Here is a 13,041-nt window from a genome sequence, read left to right on the forward strand (position 1 = left end):
GAAGACGCCCGCATGTTCGCACTGCTGAACATCGCCCTAGCAGACGCCGGCATTGTCGCTTGGGACGCCAAATACGCCTACGATTTCTGGCGACCGGTCACCGCTATCCACCAAGCCGATACCGATGGCAACCCCCAGACAGCAGCCGATATTACCTGGGACCCCCTGATAGGAACCCCACCCTTTCCCGAATACGTTTCCGGGCACAGTACGTTCAGTGGCGCAGCTGATGCAGTTCTCACTGAACTCTTCGGCGACAATTTCAATTTTACCACAACTTCGATTGGATTGCCAGGTGTTGAGCGCCAATTTGACAGTTTTTCTGATGCCGCATCCGAAGCAGGTATGAGCCGGATTTATGGCGGGATTCACTTCCTGTCAGCCAACGAAGATGGCTTAGCCGCCGGCAGGTCTTTGGGACATTACGTTGTTGAGAATTTTTTAACTCCTAATGTGCCAGACTCACTGATTTAGAACTGCCGGTTCGGTAGTGCCGGTGGGGTGTTCTTGTGTTATAATATAAATCGCAACTTTTGGAGGCAATGGCTTCGGAGCTGCCGGCAACCGGTACCGGATTGGGCTAAAGCCCAACTACTTTCCTTGGGCTAAAGCCCAACTACAAACCGATGGAAATTATACGCTCTTGCCAGGAGCGCCGGTTGGGCTAAAGCCCAACTACTTTCCTTGGGCTAAAGCCCAACTACAAACCTTTTCAAGTCAGCGCCTCAAGAACGCCGCGTTCCGGGGCGGAGACTGGGAACGAGGGAAACGAGGAAACCGCGCAGATTTTGAGAGTCTCGCTCTTCTTAAAGCCCGCGTTGGGCGAAGCCCTTCCCGCAGGGTAGGCGGGCTTCGTTTGTATAGCCGCGATTTCTAATCGCCAGGATAGGAGCAATAAAGACAAAAACCCCTGCATTGTATTAATAATACATCCCAATTTTCTCAGTTTAAAACCTCTCTCACACCCCATGACAGCCACAATTTCCCTAATTATGACCGTCTACAATCGAGAGCGCTATTTGGGCGCTGCGATAGAAAGTGTCTTGGCGCAAACGCGAAAGGACTTCGAGCTTCTGGTGTGGGATGACGGCTCCACCGACAGTTCTTTAGATATCGCCGGCAATTATGCTAAACTAGACGAGCGGGTGAAAGTAATTGCTGCCCCTCATCAAGGGCGAACACCGACTCTCAAAGCGGCTCATGCGATGTGTTCGGGAACTCACACCGGCTGGGTAGATAGCGACGATTTACTATCCCCAACAGCACTGGAAGAAACTGCCGGTTTTCTGGATGCCAACCCAAAAGTGGGACTCGTCTACACCGATTATCTGGTCATTGATGCGTTGGGCAATGTCAGAGGAATCGGACAGCGCAGCCAAATTCCCTATTCCAAAAACCGGCTGCTGATTGACTTCATGACCTTCCACTTCCGATTGATGCGGGCGGATGCTTACCTGGCTGTCGGTGGGATTGACCCCTCAATGGAACTCGCGGAAGATTATGATTTGTGCTTGCGACTTTCAGAGATAATTCAAATTAGGCACCTCAATAAAGCCCTCTATTATTATCGCATACATGACGAGAATCTGACCCGCCGGCAAATTGATTTAATTCACTGGTCGGCTGTGGCGAGCCGGCGGGCCATAGAGCGTCGCGGACTTGCTGAACAGTATGAACTGGATGTGCAGATTATTGGCCGGTTTTCCTTGCGGCGGAAGAACCAGACAGAGCAATTTTAGAGTTTATATTTTAGGGTTTAGATTGTTAAGCGTTGAGAGCGCCACCGGCAATCAGCCGAGAAAACTGCTCCCCGGTTGTAATATTTAGTATAGCAGTAGCCACTTAGATTAGGGCATTCTGGCCTCTCTTGTTCCCCTGCTCCCCTGCTTCCCTGCTCCCCTGCTTCTATTGTCCTAACCAATATGACTACTGCGAGATTTTTTGAGCGTAAAATTCTTTCCTGCCGCCTTTTTCAATGCAAAATCCTGGCATCTAAAATCCAAAATAGGTACGATTGCCATTGAGGTCGGAGGGAACGCCTGCCCTGCGGATATATCCGGCAGGACAGGCATGTTGCCTGTCCCTGGAAGGGGACTCGTGTGCCAAAACAGGGGGAAACAGCTGCCGACAATTAAGCGGAGGTAATATTATCGCCTGCTGGAGTGCTGCGAGCGGCTATATACTGAGCGGTCGTATTGCCGGTGAGGAAGGGCTGGCTGGGTAAAAAGCGCAGCGGGGTGCCGGCGCTCAGGCGGTGGATTTCCTTCCAGATTTTTTCTGGCTCGGAACTATCGACTGTCATCAGCAATTTCAAGATGGCAAAGGAGGGCGTATATGTGAAAAAATAGGCCCCGTGGTCATCAACTTTGCCCAGCATGTGCAAGACGTTATTGAGGATGTCTATCGCCACGCCGGTGAAGATGTTCAGAGGCAGCTTAACTCCGTTCAAACCCACCATTTCAGAACAGTCGATGTAGTTGAATTTTTGAAACAGGTCGTAGGCAGAGGTCGGCGCGACTGCCGGCAGGGAGCCAGACATATTGCGGATAAAGGGACGGTAGGGGGTGTCTTCGCCAGAAGAGGGCACCGGCTTGAGATAGACATTCCCCAACCTCAGCCCGGACATTTCCAAACTGGGTTCGCTAAACCAGTTTCCCAGGGCTGACATGTAGCGCAATACGGTATCGCGATCGCTCGACATTAGATAAATTTGCCGGCACCGGCGCATTGCCGAGCGCACGTAGTTATTGCGCCCTTCCCGCAGAAACTCCAAGGGAATATCCGGGGCAGCCAAAATCAACTTGTCGAGCAGCATGTAATCGCCAATCCGATCGGCAGTCGCAGCAGAGAGGTATTGGGGAACCAATTGCTCTCCGGCGTCGGTTTGCACCAGCATCATATCGGGAAGCACCGCCCCCCGGTCATCTTTGCCGAAACGATCGGACAGGATGCGCAGCACGTTGACCATCAGCAGCCCCCCCATGCTGTGCCCTATGAGATTGACTGTCAGCAGTTGCGGGTTGGGAGTTGGGGATTGGGGAGTGGAAAACTGCCCCTCAAGCCCCTCTTTAGTCCCCTCCTGATTGATGGGTGCCGGGGTGTTTTGCTCAGATGAAAGGGGGGGTTGATCTGAGTCCAGCTTGCGCAGAGCTGTATCTAGCCGCCAAAAGAATTCTCCCAAGTCCGGAGCGCCGTAGTGAATCGCCCGGTAGCGATCTCGCTGGTACGCCACAAGTCGCAACAGCTGCATCAGCAGCAGCCAGAAGATAAACACAATTGGCACAATCCAATACCAGACCGCTGCCGCTTCCACGGCGCGGCGAAAGTCGAGCAGGTCTTTTAGCTGAGCAATACTGGGCAGCATTCCCAGCCCTATGAGCAGGGGAATGACCAACAGTTTCAGCAGCGCATATACCAGTGTGCCAGCCACAGCTGCAAAACCGCCAAGCACAAATAAAAACTTCACGATAATGCCCCAGCTATAGCGAAAATCAACCCACAGTCCTGGACTTAAGAAAGGCTCCTCACTGGGCCAGTGATAGCCGATGTAGAAGTGTTTGTTCCCCAGGTAATTTGGGGGCGATGGATTTATTTTGCTGCCGCTGTCAGCGGGGCGATTCAGCTGATCCGATTCGGCGATAAACAACTTGTAAAATACTCTGGCCGGGGTGGCATAGCCGTGGGTGCGCAGCGTCAAGCGCTCGCAGGAGCGCTCCCGCATGATTTCAGCCAATTCGTTTACATTGAACAGGGGCCTGTAGCGCACCATCGGCGGCAGATGCCGGTCTACATGCAGGGAAATTGTCGCCGTGCTGGTGACTAAAAATACGTTCTCGTGCAACCGGTCGGCGTACACTTCAAAGTTGCGGCTGATGGCAGCGCTGAATTGCTTAGTTTTCCAGCTGTTGAGCGTTTTAATGACGTATTCTTCCCCCACAATTGCCGCCAAATCGGGATACTGATTCAGGTCGCACAAAGAGCGCACGGCTTTGGCAATTTCTGCCTCAGATTTTAAACCGGCATAGGTGGGCAAGGCATCAGCTGCCGGTGCGGCATCCGGCGGGTTGGGATACGCCAGCTGCACAATCCGCGCTTTCACCCACCAGTCGGAAAAGGGGGCGGAATTGCGGATAATCGATTCCAGCCACCGCTGGTCGTTGAGACACCTTTCGGGGTTTTTTGACCAGGAAAAGGGCAAACTGTCGTAATGTCGTTCAATGTCCATAGGTTGTCTGTCGAGTTTCTCCTGCCTGAATCTGGTCACGGGGTGAGAGGGTGCGGGGGTGAGAGGGCGCAGGGCAGAACTTTTCTTCCTTCTTCCCTGTTCACGGTTCCCAAAACCCAAGTAAATTATATCGCCCTTCGGTCTGAAAAACCCGGTTTCTTGAGGATAATATCGTTATTGTAGCACAGGCGGGACGCCTGTGCCAACTTCTGCCTCCCCACCAGAAGAGGAGAAACCCGGTTTCTGGAAGAAACCGGGTTTCTTACTTACCAGCTTCAATCCGTGCGCGAAATCACTTGCTGGGGAGCTCTTAGCAAATAGGTGCGATTGTCTCTGTCTACCAGTCTGACAACGACATCGACTTTAGTCCCCGGCTCCCATTTTGGCCCGTTTCTGGCAACTTTTTCCAGCTGGTTCCCTGTGGGTTGCCTGCCCTCACCGGCTAGCTCAGTTTCCCACACCTGTCCCTCATCTTTGATCGCCCACAGCCGGTCCGCTTGCAGCGAAGAGGGAAAAGCTCCCTCATCCTTTGCCCTCACCCGAATCGAAGCGATTAGAGGTTTGCCCCCCGGCGGGCTTATTGGCATGAAATCCCGCCAGAGATAGGTTTCCAAAACATACTGCCGGCCCTCAATTTCTACGGCAGAGGGTGCCGATAATACAGTGTTCATAGGAGGAAGAGAGGCTATTTCGCCTTCGCCAATTTGGGATCTCTGACCTTGCAATCTTCGCAATTCATCTGCCGCCAGCGGGCCCCGATAAGGCCCGCAGTAGTGCATTTTCATCACAGCGTCAAACGCCCAGTGATCTGCCGGCACGTCTGAAAAAGGCACCGGCAAAGTGCGAATTTGGTCGGAGGCGCAAGCTTGCAGGATTTGCTCTGTGTTCGGCTGGGTTTGCGCGCCAGCCGGCGCGGCTAGCCAAAGGGGAACCAACAAAGCCGTGGCAATTAGGATACTTCGTCTCATAGGCTTTGGAGCGTGACAAATATCGTCAGAGCTGGATTGCAGATATAAGCTGTTAGGCTTTTAACCTGCTTTTCCATTGAAAGGAGGCAGAGCCTCCAGATTGCGTTCCCAGCCTGAGGCTGGGAACGAGAGAATCCTATCTGTATTACAGATATATTCCTAGGATACAACGTTCCGCACAATCTCGGAAGAAGTGGGCGCGCCGGTAACACACGCCCTCACAGAACACGCAAGAGCTTTTGCCAAAAGCGGAGGGACTGCATTGCCAATCTGCTCGCACCGGCTTTCCTCAGAACCCTTGAATTCAAACCAGTCGGGAAAGCTTTGCAGGCGAGCCCCCTCACGCACAGTGAGCCTTCGCCTGCGCCCATCGGGCAAGCGGACGCGCAGCATGTCGCCGGTGGCGGCGCTCAGGTTGCGGCAGGTCACCGTTCTAGCCGGAGCGTCTAGGTGCAAATCTCTAGGCTTAACGCATTTCGATGCTATCTCGTATTTTCTCACATATTCATCCATCTTAGGTGTGAGAAATTTTGCGCCTGCCGGTGCGAGAAACGCCAGCTCTCCTAAAGCGTCACCGGCAGTGTAAGCTGAGTTGAGATGGGTCTTTACTGGCCACTCCCACCCCCCTTTGTGGGCGACGCAAAAAAGACGCTCCCGGCGCTGCGGCACCCCATAATGGGCAGCATTGAGGATTTCCCACTCCACAATATAGCCAAGATTTTTCAGTTCTGTAACAATCTCTTCAAAATAATCCCTGTTGCGAAAAAGCATCCCCCGCACATTTTCAAACAGGGCAATTTGCGGGCGATAGCGCTCAACAGCCTTCAGAAAAATAGGGAAGCCGTCGCGGCTGTCGCGGAGTCCGAGTTGGTGCCCGCCAACGCTAAATGGCTGGCAGGGCGGCCCGCCAATGATTGCGACTGCCCCCTTGACTAAATCCGTGTTTTGTGTTAGAATAACTTCCTGACAAGTTCCCCCCAGATTGTGCCGGTAAGTCGCGCAGGCGTCTGGCAGCATTTCATAACCGGCAGTTCTGAAACCGGCAGCTTCAAACCCCAGCGCCATCCCCCCGCAGCCGGCAAACAAATCGATAGCCAGGGGCGAGACGCCTGTGCTGCAGCGCTGAAGTTCTCGCTCGATGAACTCAAGGTAGGGAAATTTGCTGTTGGAGTTAGGGGGTTTCATCTCAAGTCGTTATTGAGGACTCATGCAACGCGCCGAACCCCAAACAGAAACCCGGTTTCTTAAAGAAACCGGGTTTCTGGGTTTCTTGAACTCGCGTCTCTACAAACCGGCAGGTTTTAAAATCATACCACGGTTACTTGTCAGATTTCAAACCGGCAAACAGAGTTTCCCAATCCTCCGGGCTGCCCCCATTGGGACTCTCTCTCACCTCAAAGGTGACATTGCACGCTTTGGGTTCTGACAGCGCCCGCACGCACAGTTCGGCGATATCTTCCCGGCTGACTTTGCCCTTAATATTGTCGCCTTGGTCGAAGATCAGCGCCTTGCCCCCCGGTTCCTCCGTCATCGCACACGGCCTGATAATAGTATAAGGCAGTCCGCTAGCTCGGATCGCATCTTCGCCGCGCAATTTCCAGGTGAGAATTCCCCCCAGTTGGTCGTTCAATCTCACCGCCGGCGGTTCTTCCTCTAATTTTAGTCCCGGACGTCCCGGACGAGTGACGCCGGCAGAACTGACCTGCACGAATCGCGGTAAAATGGTGCTGCCATAGGCTTTGATGGATTCCAGTTGCAGCTGGAAAATCCCCGGCTCAAATCTGGGATTCAGCGCCCCGTCGTACTCAAATTTACTCAGCATCAGCTGGAAGGAGTAAATCTGGCTGGGGTCGAAGGGCTCGCCGGTTTTCAAGGTCTTGGCGCGAAACACGGGAATCAAGGCATCGAAGGGGATGCGGACTGTTATCCAGATATTGTACACTGTGTCGAAGGAATAGCAGTAGGCAACGCTATCCCATTTCGTCTCGTTGCGGACGATGAATTTATATCGCTTGCCGTCTCCTTTGACGCGCAAGTCGATGCCGGCACACCCGGTTAAGTTGAGCGGCGGGTCGAAGTTGCGGGTGCGCACGGAAGCGAATCCGCCGGAGTTTGCGGTTGAGACGAAGCCGGAAAATAGGGCGGTGGAATCGGCTATCCGGATGGAACTCTCGCTGACGCCACCCATTACGATGTCATCCAGTGCGCCCCAGGTGTCTTTCAAATCCTGCGACGGTTTTGTGAAGTCGAAAAGCATTTTTTCACCGCCGGCTTCTTCGCCGAGCTGCTGGCGTGCCGCTCGCAGCAGGTTCTCCATCCCCCTGCACTCTACAATTTCGGGAACGTCGGCGACTTCGGGCATGTAGAATTTGATGCCCTGATAGTATTTTTCGCGGGTTGGGGTGTCGCCTTCTTTCGGCTGCACCCGCGTGCCGGTGCAGCAGACTACGGCGGTAATGTCGCTCATCACCTGCGCAGTCAGCGTCTCTGGGATGGTGATGTCTCCCTCGACTATTTCCACAGTTAGCCCTAGGATTTCCCGCCCTCGTTTGGCATCTCTGACAAGGGCTCGCACTTTGTACCCCCGCTCTTGCAGCCGGCGCACCACTCGCTTGCCGACGCCGCCGGTGGCACCGGCAACCAGTATGACTCCCTGTTTGTTGGTATCGGTGGCTTTCTGTTTTTTGCCGGCACCTTTGAGAAGCTGCTGTATCCAGCTGGCGTTACCCACGAAGGGGATAACGCCGAAATAGGTTAGGGTTTTCGCAAACCTGCCGGCGTCCCATTTGGAGGTAGTTTTTTCAGTCACAACCCAAGTCCTCAGCATTTGTTCTCGTCTACTTAGACTATAATTCAGTTTTCAGCTGGGTGGGAACCTATTGCTTCACCTCGTTCCCAGCCTCAGGCTGGGAACGCCACTTTGGAGGCTCTGCCTCATTCGGTGCACACCTTGGGTTACTTAGACTATAATTCAGTTTTCAGCTGGGTGGGAACCTATTGGTTGAGAGCGTTGAAGCTAGCAGGGGTTTAGGAGAGCCGGCTAAAAATATCTCCTCAGGGGGATTCAGCCGTTCGCCGCCGTCAATTAATCTGGAGCAGCTTACAGGAAGCGAACGTCCACAGGAGGAGAGCGTCCAGATGTCCGAGCCCTTACTCGTCGTTGACGTGCAAGCCGGTTTTATCAACCAGTACACGCATCATATCCCCCAGCGCGTCGCCCGCCTGATCGGGAGCGGCGAGTGCGCGCCGGTGCTGTTCACTCGCTTCATAAACGCGCCGGATGGGCCATACTATCGCTTTCTGGAATGGCACGGCTGCGAACAAGAGCCTGAAATCAATCTTGTCCCGGAACTCGAACCTTTTGTCAAGCCCGGTACAGTCTTCTGCAAGTCTGGAGTGTGCGGGATGCCAGATGAGCTAGCCGGCTACCTGCAGCAGCAGCATATTGAGAGCGTCTGTATCGCCGGCATCGACACGGATATGTGCGTGCTGAAAATCGCGATGGATCTGTTCGATATTGGCATTGAGCCGGTTGTCCTGACGGATTGCTGCGCCAGCACCGCAGGATTGCAGGCGCACCTGGCGGGATTGGCGGTGCTCAGCCGCAATATCGGTGCCAGCCGGCTGCGGGATGCCGGTCTGGGAAACGGAACTTTGGCAGCGCCGGTGTGAGAGAGTGTTTATAAAGAAAACGTCAGCGAGTTAGAAACTGCGGGAGTCTCCGTGCGATCTCCGCCCTACAATTGCTGTATCCGCTTTTACTGACTCTTTCCCGTCTCAAGGCAGAGTTTTTACTTACCGGCACTGATATTTTTACCTTTCCAAAGGTAGATGTCGCTTGACGCCGGCATTATTTACATTACTTAATATCCGGCACAGCAAACTTATCTCATTGGGAGATCGCACTATGACTAACACACCAAAGGCAGAAAACCCGTACAACAGCCAATTAGACCGGAAATACGGCGAATTTGCGACTAAATTCGAGTTCGGTTCTAACCCCAGTGCCGAAATTTGGAACGGTCGTTTTGCCATGCTTGGCTTTCTGATTGCTCTGATTGTTGAGCTAACCACCGGTCAAGGAATCCTTCACTTCTTTGGTTGGATGTAATGTTTCTTTCTCGTTCCCAGGCTCCCCCTGGGAATGAAGAGTGGGAGGCTCCGCCTCCCCCCTGAGCAAATTATAGCACAAACCGGCTGCTAATCACCGAGAGCCTGAATTTGAGCGATTAGCCAAGTGTTTATCATTGTGCCATCACTTTCGCGACTCTGCCGCAGAGCCTCTTCGAGCAGGGTTAAGGGTAAAGCCGGCAACACTTGAGACTGGGTGATTTGCTTGCTTCCGCCACCAGCAACAGCAAAAGCAATTACTTGGCACTGACGCACATCCACAACCCAATATTCAGCCACTCCCAGCCTCTCATAGAGCAGGCGCTTGCTCCCCAAATCATCCGAGAGAGATGTCTTGGCAATTTCAATGACTAAATCTGGGGTCGGGTAAACATTTAAATCAACCTGAGAAGTAGCAAAGGGAATAATTTTGGCCGTTTCCCCAATGTAGATGGCTAAATCTGGCTGACAGTCCGCCTCACCAGGTTTTCTGAAAGTGCAGTTAGTCAGTCCCCGGATGGGAATACGTTTAAGACCGCTGAATATAGCGATAGCAGACCCGAGAGAGAAGTTATCGCAGGAGTGGTCGAAGCCTTGAGGAGTCATTTCAATTCGCAGCTGTCCATTGTAGTAATAGCATTTAGCGGGTTCGTAAGCTGGCTCAGCAATGGCTTGGATGTACTCATCCCAAGTGGCTGTCACCCATTCATCTGTTGCTAGTTTCGTTTGGGCTTGGGTCATATTGATTTTAGATTTTAGATTTTGGATGTTAGATTGAGTCAAAACTGCTAAAGGTTATTTTATAGGGTTACTATTAGAGTTGTGAAAGCGTATAAACCCGGTTTATTTGAGAAACCGGGTTTCTGGCCCCAGAGGTTTCACCAATCATTTAGAACCGCTATATAACCTATCGTAACGCGCTGTCATCAAGACAGGCTACAGTTTACAAGCATCCCGTCTAGGAGAGAAGATATTCCATAAATTCTTAAACCCCTCTGCGCCTCCCACCCGCCGCGCCGGCAGGTGCCCAGCCGGGGCTCGAAGCTCGAAGGTCAAGTCATCGTAGTTGAGCCACTTGTTGTTCAATAACCATCCGGTGCGCTGGCCAAATTTATCCCAGTCTTGGCCCACTTCCTGCCAGATGCGCCTCTGCACGCTGAAGCCAAACTTGCCATTGCTGTATTTTACCCAAAGCTGATCGATGGTGCGGAGGTCTGTGCAGGGAAATTTCTTCATACTTTGCGGATCGATCCATCCTTCTTTTTCACGAGCGGCTACCCAGAGCATAACTCTCCTTGTTTCCGCATCGGCTTCTTTAAATTTCCCAGATGCCAGCAGGTTTTGCAGTTCGCTGTAGCCTGCCCCTACTTCTGAAGCTAACGTGGCGGTTTGAGAGTAACTAACTGGGGTTGGTGGAGAAGGGTTAACCTTAGCTGGTGGAGAAGGGCTAACTGTGGTGTGTGTAGATGGGCATGACTCCGACGGCAAGCGAAAGAAGCATCTAATTTCTGGAGTTGCGAAAGCAGCAACTGCCACAATCAAGCTCAGTAGAGCAATTCCCTCTCCTCGGTTCCATCCACTTTGGCTCATAGACTTAACTTCCAAGTGAAAATTTAAAGGCTACAGAGTTAGGCGCGACGAACACACCCGCTCCTAGCAGTATAATTCACTCTCCGGACAGATGGCAAGAGCCTCTCTGAGTGCATCATCTGAAGCCAGCTGCAACACAGCCTAAGCGCCGAGTTCCTGTTCCAGAATGTCTATTAACTCTACAATGCTCAGTGACCGGCTTGGCTCGACATTGGATTCCTCCCCTATGTGGACATGGTGCGGGAAATTCGGCAGATGGGGGAAATGCTTTACATTATCCCAGCGTTTCCTCAATACCTGCTGCGACTTATCCATCCACTGATATCGATAGCGCTGCGTCACACAACGCCCCTCTTCAACAGTAAAATATTCTGCTATTTCCAAAAACTCCCCATTGCTGAGTGTTAGCCGCGCCCGGAAGTAACCCCGCTCCGGCAAGGCGTAATCTTCTATAACGCTAAAAGTAGCCACAGCAAAACTGGCCAGCAGTTGAGTCTGAATTTCCTTTAAATACTCCTGCGCTTCCATCAACTCGCTTCTGACTCCAAAATGGCTAATCGTTCCCGTACAGACAACCACATTTCATAAAAGATACTCCACTCCACCCAATCCATGTCATCGCCGAGTTCTCCGGTTTGGAAGCGCCGGTAAAAATCCGCTGATGACATCTCATACTGCGCTTCAAACCGCTGCAATCTGTTTTGCAAACCGGCAGCATCCCGCTGAGCGGCTGCTATTTCCTGCGCGATAATCTTGTCTAGGGTTCGCTCTACGAGTTCACTGCCATATCCCCCCAACTGATAGAGTTTCTGCAATTTTTCCAGGTTTTCTAGCGTTTTCTCCTTAGCTGCCATCTTCCTTCGCTCCATTTTTCTCAATTATACCACCGGCTAGCCAAGCCGCAAGCGCCATAATGTGCCGGTCAAATTCACGGGAACCCCCAAACATCTTCCAACCTCCTATTTCTCTGAGTTGTGCTGATTCCCGCCCACTCCCCTAGAAATGAGTGCTGACAGGCTGCAAACTGCCTCGCCCCGAAAGCCGGCTAGCCCTCCCCCTTTCCTCTCCTCTGTTCCCCCTCCCCGCGTGCGGGGAGGGGGCTAGGGGGTGGGGTTTCCTGAGATAATAATACCAAATCCGAATCAACCCTAATGCCCAATCAGATCCCCCTCTTACTGCTCCTCCCTTTCTTAGCAACTGCAGTAGAAACCTGTGCCAGCCAGCAACCCTCTCCCCTCCCTCAAAATTATACCTCTCCAATGACTCAAAATACTACTCCCCAACCCCCACAGCCGCCGGCAGTTACTAACGCCACTGCCGGCTGGAATAAAAACCTCAAGGTTGATGATGTTGCCTACGACCTTTACATTCCCAATAACTATCGCAACCGCACCCTTGTCGTGCTTCCCGGCTGGAATTTCCCGCGCACCAGCTGGGTGGAAAACTCCCGCCTCATCGAATATGCTGAAAAAGGCGGATACGCTGTCATTCTTCCGGAAATGCTGGAAACCCTTTACGAGAGTTCCTACTATCCGGAAACTGAACTAAAATGGAATCAGCTTCCGGGGGGAGAATTTATCAAAAAGCGATTCATTCCAGAAATGCAAAAAAGACACAACCTTCTCGTGCGAGGGGGAAACAATACGCTTTTGGGACTGTCCACCGGCGGCAGGGGCGTCGCCCTCATCGCCCTGGAAAATCCGGGGGTATTTGTTGCCGGTGCCAGCCTTTCTGGCGATTTCAGCCAGGAAAACACCCCCGACGACCGGCTAATGACTGCAGTGTACGGCGCATACGCGAATTTCCCCGAAAGGTGGAAAGGGCGCGACAACCCTCAGGCGCGAGTTTCAGAATGGATAATGCCCCTATATCTCGCCCACGGAACCGCCGATGATATCGTACCCGAAGAGCAAAGCCGGCTATTTTACGAAGCCCTAATCCGCCAGCACGGCAACACAATTGCTGTGGAATACCACCCTGTTGCCGGTGCCGCACACAACTACAAATTCTGGGGAGGGCAGCTGCCGGCAGTCTTTGCATTCTTTGAGAAGACAATCGGCAGCCGGTGATTCCAATTTTGGATTTTGGATTCACTCGTTCCCAGCCTCAGGCTGGGAACGCAATCTGGAGGCTCCGCCTCCTTTCAAC

The 13,041-nt window shown here is 52.6% G+C and carries 13 protein-coding genes; 5 read left to right on the top strand and 8 right to left on the bottom strand.

The window, feature by feature from the left end; translation table 11 throughout:
* Together OSC10802_RS0130660 and OSC10802_RS0130670 are read left to right on the top strand one after the other, a co-directional pair.
* Positions 1–474, top strand: a 474-nt coding sequence (locus OSC10802_RS0130660) for a vanadium-dependent haloperoxidase (protein ID WP_044172109.1), incomplete at its 5' end; no start/stop codon positions are given.
* A gap of 494 nt (positions 475–968) precedes the next feature.
* A complete protein-coding gene (locus OSC10802_RS0130670; protein ID WP_017720590.1) occupies positions 969–1,739 on the top strand; it encodes a glycosyltransferase in 771 nt (256 codons plus the stop codon).
* Positions 1,740–2,131: 392 nt separating this feature from the next.
* Here OSC10802_RS0130670 and OSC10802_RS0130675 read toward each other — a convergent pair whose 3' ends face one another.
* The 4 genes from OSC10802_RS0130675 to OSC10802_RS0130690 all read right to left on the bottom strand — a co-directional run bounded on the left by OSC10802_RS0130675 (position 2,132) and on the right by OSC10802_RS0130690 (position 8,020).
* On the bottom strand, positions 2,132–4,225 hold the full coding sequence (locus OSC10802_RS0130675; RefSeq protein WP_017720591.1) for an alpha/beta hydrolase: 2,094 nt from the start codon (positions 4,223–4,225) through the stop codon (positions 2,132–2,134).
* A 275-nt stretch (positions 4,226–4,500) separates the two neighbouring features.
* The gene (locus OSC10802_RS45015) at positions 4,501–5,193 is read right to left on the bottom strand and encodes a hypothetical protein (RefSeq protein WP_017720592.1); all 693 of its coding nucleotides are present in this window, start codon (positions 5,191–5,193) and stop codon (positions 4,501–4,503) included.
* Between the two features lie 159 nt (positions 5,194–5,352).
* Positions 5,353–6,378, bottom strand: coding sequence for a DNA cytosine methyltransferase (locus OSC10802_RS0130685; RefSeq protein WP_017720593.1), 1,026 nt, complete (start codon positions 6,376–6,378; stop codon positions 5,353–5,355).
* A gap of 133 nt (positions 6,379–6,511) precedes the next feature.
* Positions 6,512–8,020 carry a CIA30 family protein gene (locus OSC10802_RS0130690; RefSeq protein ID WP_017720594.1) on the bottom strand — a complete coding sequence of 503 codons (1,509 nt, stop codon included), beginning with the start codon at positions 8,018–8,020 and terminating at the stop codon, positions 6,512–6,514.
* Positions 8,021–8,331: 311 nt separating this feature from the next.
* On the opposite strand from OSC10802_RS0130690, the gene OSC10802_RS0130695 reads away from it, so the two are divergent.
* On the top strand, positions 8,332–8,865 hold the full coding sequence (locus tag OSC10802_RS0130695) for a cysteine hydrolase family protein (RefSeq protein ID WP_017720595.1): 534 nt from the start codon (positions 8,332–8,334) through the stop codon (positions 8,863–8,865).
* Between the two features lie 235 nt (positions 8,866–9,100).
* Positions 9,101–9,304, top strand: a complete 204-nt coding sequence (locus tag OSC10802_RS0130700; RefSeq protein ID WP_017720596.1) for a CAB/ELIP/HLIP family chlorophyll-binding protein — start codon at positions 9,101–9,103, stop codon at positions 9,302–9,304.
* Between the two features lie 89 nt (positions 9,305–9,393).
* Here OSC10802_RS0130700 and OSC10802_RS0130705 read toward each other — a convergent pair whose 3' ends face one another.
* From OSC10802_RS0130705 to OSC10802_RS0130720, 4 genes are all read right to left on the bottom strand, one after another.
* Complete coding sequence (locus tag OSC10802_RS0130705) at positions 9,394–10,044, bottom strand: Uma2 family endonuclease (RefSeq protein WP_017720597.1); 651 nt, start codon at positions 10,042–10,044, stop codon at positions 9,394–9,396.
* Positions 10,045–10,239: 195 nt separating this feature from the next.
* Entirely contained in the window at positions 10,240–10,893 is a 654-nt protein-coding gene (locus OSC10802_RS46860) for a GUN4 domain-containing protein (RefSeq protein ID WP_071593390.1), read from the bottom strand.
* Positions 10,894–11,034: 141 nt separating this feature from the next.
* Positions 11,035–11,421 (bottom strand): toxin-antitoxin system TumE family protein, encoded by a 387-nt coding sequence (locus tag OSC10802_RS0130715; RefSeq protein ID WP_017720599.1) that lies wholly within the window; start codon positions 11,419–11,421, stop codon positions 11,035–11,037.
* The gene (locus tag OSC10802_RS0130720) at positions 11,421–11,747 is read right to left on the bottom strand and encodes a hypothetical protein (RefSeq protein ID WP_017720600.1); all 327 of its coding nucleotides are present in this window, start codon (positions 11,745–11,747) and stop codon (positions 11,421–11,423) included. The genes OSC10802_RS0130715 and OSC10802_RS0130720 overlap by 1 nt, the downstream gene beginning before the upstream one ends.
* A 405-nt stretch (positions 11,748–12,152) precedes the next feature.
* Here OSC10802_RS0130720 and OSC10802_RS0130730 point away from each other — a divergent pair, with 405 nt between their 5' ends.
* Complete coding sequence (locus OSC10802_RS0130730; RefSeq protein WP_198525322.1) at positions 12,153–12,962, top strand: prolyl oligopeptidase family serine peptidase; 810 nt, start codon at positions 12,153–12,155, stop codon at positions 12,960–12,962.
* The last annotated feature ends 79 nt before the right edge of the window (positions 12,963–13,041 follow it).

The organism is Kamptonema formosum PCC 10802, from assembly GCF_000332335.1.
Taxonomy (GTDB): domain Bacteria; phylum Cyanobacteriota; class Cyanobacteriia; order Cyanobacteriales; family Oscillatoriaceae; genus Oscillatoria.